Genomic DNA, 2,638 nt, shown 5'->3' on the forward strand with positions numbered 1-2,638 from the left:
GTTCATCCTCTGGTTCGGCATCGGCGAACTGGCCAAAGTGAATCTCGTCGCTCTCGGGGTGGCGTTCCCGCTGTACCTCAATACCTTTTCCGCGATCCGGCAAGTCGACCCCAAACTGCTGGAAACCGCCGATGTTCTTGGCTTTTCACTGTGGCAGCGACTGCGCATCATCCTGTTGCCGAGCGCGGCCCCGCAGGTGCTGGTCGGGCTCCGGCAGTCGTTGACGATCGCGTGGCTGACGCTGATCGTCGCCGAGCAGATCAACGCGGACAAGGGCATTGGTTTCCTGATCAACAATGCACGCGACTTTCTACGCATCGACATCATCATCTTCTGCCTGGCCGTCTATGCGTTGCTGGGCATCGTCACCGACGCCGGTGTCCGAGCCCTGGAACATCGAGCCCTGAGGTACCGCGCATGACCATCACGTCCGACCGGCAGACCACCGTCGTCGGCAAGCTCAGCAACGTCAACAAGTTCTACGGCAACCGGCGCATCCTCGATGACATCTCGCTGGAGGTGCGGGCGAACGAGATCGTCGCGTTGGTCGGTCGCAGCGGATGCGGCAAGTCGACCGTATTACGAGTGCTGGCAGGGCTTTCCGACGACCACGCCGGCAACCGAGAGGTCAGCGGCGCTCCTGCCGTCGCCTTTCAGGAGCCGCGACTCTTCCCGTGGCGCGACGTGCTGACCAACGTGCAGTACGGGCTCACCCGCAGCACGCTGTCCCGCGAGGCGGCGCGGGCCCGCAGCGAGCTGGCCCTGGCCGAGATCGGTCTCACCGACTACGCCCAGTCGTGGCCGCTGACATTGTCCGGCGGTCAGGCGCAACGGGTTTCGCTGGCGCGCGCACTGGTGGCCGAACCGGAGCTGCTGCTGCTCGATGAGCCATTCGGCGCGCTGGACGCGCTCACCCGGTTGTCCATGCGGGCGTTGCTGCTCGACCTGTGGCGCAGGCACGGGTTCGGCGTCCTGCTGGTCACCCATGACGTCGACGAGGCGATCGAACTGGCCGACCGGGTGCTGGTCCTCGAGCAAGGCCGCGTCGCCCACTCCATCATCATCGAATCGCCGCGGCCCGCGCCGTCGGAGCGCACTGCCAAGCATGACCAATACCGCGCCGACCTACTCGAAAAGCTCGGCGTTCGGCATTGACGGCTAAGGTTATGCAGCGCACTGCCTTTCACCTCGGCGTCCTGCTGGTACTGACCGCTACGGTGGCTGCGTGCGTCGCCCGGTCTCAGGGACCGCAGCCCATCGGGGTGCCGGCGACCGTGCCGCCCGCGGAGCTGTCCGGACTGACCCTGCACGTCGGGGACCAGAAGGGCGGCACCGAAGCGCTGCTGCGCGCTGCCCACGCCCTGGACGGCCTGCCGTATCGCGTTGAGTTCTCCACGTTCACGTCGGGCCCGCCGCAGATCGAGGCGTTGAACGCGGGCCGCATCGATTTCGCGATCACCGGCAACACACCGCCGGTCTTCGGCGCGGCGGCCAACTCCAAGACCCGGGTGGTTTCCGTGTGGGACGGCGCGGGGTCCGGTGAGCAGATCCTGGTGCGCACCAATTCGCCGATTGCGACGGTCCACGATCTGGCGGGCAAGACCGTCCTGGTGGCCAAGGGCAGCGCCGCCCACGCCAACGTGCTCGAGCACCTGGCCGACGCCAGGCTCAAGCCGAAAGACGTCAAGCTGGTGTTTCTGCAGCCCGCAGATGCGCTGTCGGCGTTCGCCAACGGACAGGGCGACGCCTGGGTGATCTGGGATCCCTATACGGCCCAAGCCAATCTGACGCTGAAGGTGCGCAGTATCGGGTCCGCGGACAACGGCTACCAGTTCGGCAGCGCGTCGGTGAAGGCCCTGACCGATCCGAGACACAACGCGGCGTTGTCCGATCTGCTGGTCCGTTATGAACGGGCTGCCCAGTGGGCGCGGGCCAACCCCCAGCAGTGGGCCGAGAAGTATTCAGCCGCCGTAGGTTTGAACGTCACCATCGCGGCGTTGGCACAGAGCCGGATCCGGCGGTTGCGGGTGCCGCTGGATGACAAGGTGGTGGCTGCCGAGCAACGGCTCGCTGACCTGTTCGCGACCACGGACCAGATTCCGGAGGCGCCCGACTTCGTCAAATGGGTCGACCGTAGGTTCAACGGTGTGCTCTCGGTGAGCAGCACGACCTGACGACGCGAGGAGATGACGATGGCGGTCACGGTATTACTGGAGCTCAGGTTCAAGCCCGACGAGGTCGCCGCGGGGCGCGAACTCATGGGGCGGACGTTGGAAGTCACCCGCGCATTCGACGGGAACCTGCAAACCGACGTGCTCGTCGACGAGGACGACGAAGCGCACTGGATCATCTACGAAGTTTGGGATTCGGTCGAGCACGACGAGGCCTACCGCGCGTTTCGCGCCGGAGAAGGAAAGGTCACGCAACTACCCCCGCTGCTGGCCGCGCCTCCGGTCAAGACGCGTTACATCACCACCGACGTTTAGCTCAGCGCCGGGATCACTTCCCGTTCGAACAGCTCGATGCCGGAACGGTCGTAGGCGGCCTCCGGGAAGTAACAGATCACGTAATCGCAGCCCAGGCCGCGCAGCTTTTCCAGCCGCTCGATCACCTGTTCCGTGGTGCCGGTGGCCGAATC

At 65.5% G+C, this 2,638-nt stretch carries 4 protein-coding genes and 1 pseudogene; 4 read left to right on the forward strand and 1 reads right to left on the reverse strand.

Annotated features, from left to right (window positions below; genetic code table 11):
- The 4 genes from WAN02_RS20245 to WAN02_RS20260 all read left to right on the forward strand — a co-directional run.
- On the forward strand, positions 1-421 hold a 421-nt coding region (locus WAN02_RS20245), incomplete at its 5' end, for an ABC transporter permease (protein ID WP_422266014.1).
- A complete protein-coding gene (locus WAN02_RS20250; protein ID WP_422266015.1) occupies positions 418-1,155 on the forward strand; it encodes an ABC transporter ATP-binding protein in 738 nt (245 codons plus the stop codon). The genes WAN02_RS20245 and WAN02_RS20250, both read left to right, overlap by 4 nt.
- An 11-nt stretch (positions 1,156-1,166) precedes the next feature.
- The gene (locus WAN02_RS20255; RefSeq protein ID WP_422266016.1) at positions 1,167-2,174 is read left to right on the forward strand and encodes an ABC transporter substrate-binding protein; all 1,008 of its coding nucleotides are present in this window, start codon (positions 1,167-1,169) and stop codon (positions 2,172-2,174) included.
- Positions 2,175-2,192: 18 nt separating this feature from the next.
- Entirely contained in the window at positions 2,193-2,486 is a 294-nt protein-coding gene (locus WAN02_RS20260) for a putative quinol monooxygenase (RefSeq protein WP_422266017.1), read from the forward strand.
- Here the strand turns inward: WAN02_RS20260 and WAN02_RS20265 are convergent.
- Positions 2,483-2,638: pseudogene (locus tag WAN02_RS20265) on the reverse strand (LLM class F420-dependent oxidoreductase); the annotation flags it as partial. The gene WAN02_RS20260 and the pseudogene WAN02_RS20265 sit on opposite strands and share 4 nt — an antisense overlap.

This window comes from Mycobacterium sp. (assembly GCF_049281135.1).
Classification (GTDB): Bacteria; Actinomycetota; Actinomycetes; order Mycobacteriales; family Mycobacteriaceae; genus Mycobacterium.

Bases quoted from the DNA above. Each gene is read 5' to 3' on its own strand.
- WAN02_RS20250 (WP_422266015.1), top strand. From the start codon at position 418: ATGACCATCACGTCCGACCGGCAGACCACCGTCGTCGGCAAGCTCAGC.
- WAN02_RS20255 (WP_422266016.1), top strand. From the start codon at position 1,167: ATGCAGCGCACTGCCTTTCACCTCGGCGTCCTGCTGGTACTGACCGCT.
- WAN02_RS20260 (WP_422266017.1), top strand. From the start codon at position 2,193: ATGGCGGTCACGGTATTACTGGAGCTCAGGTTCAAGCCCGACGAGGTC.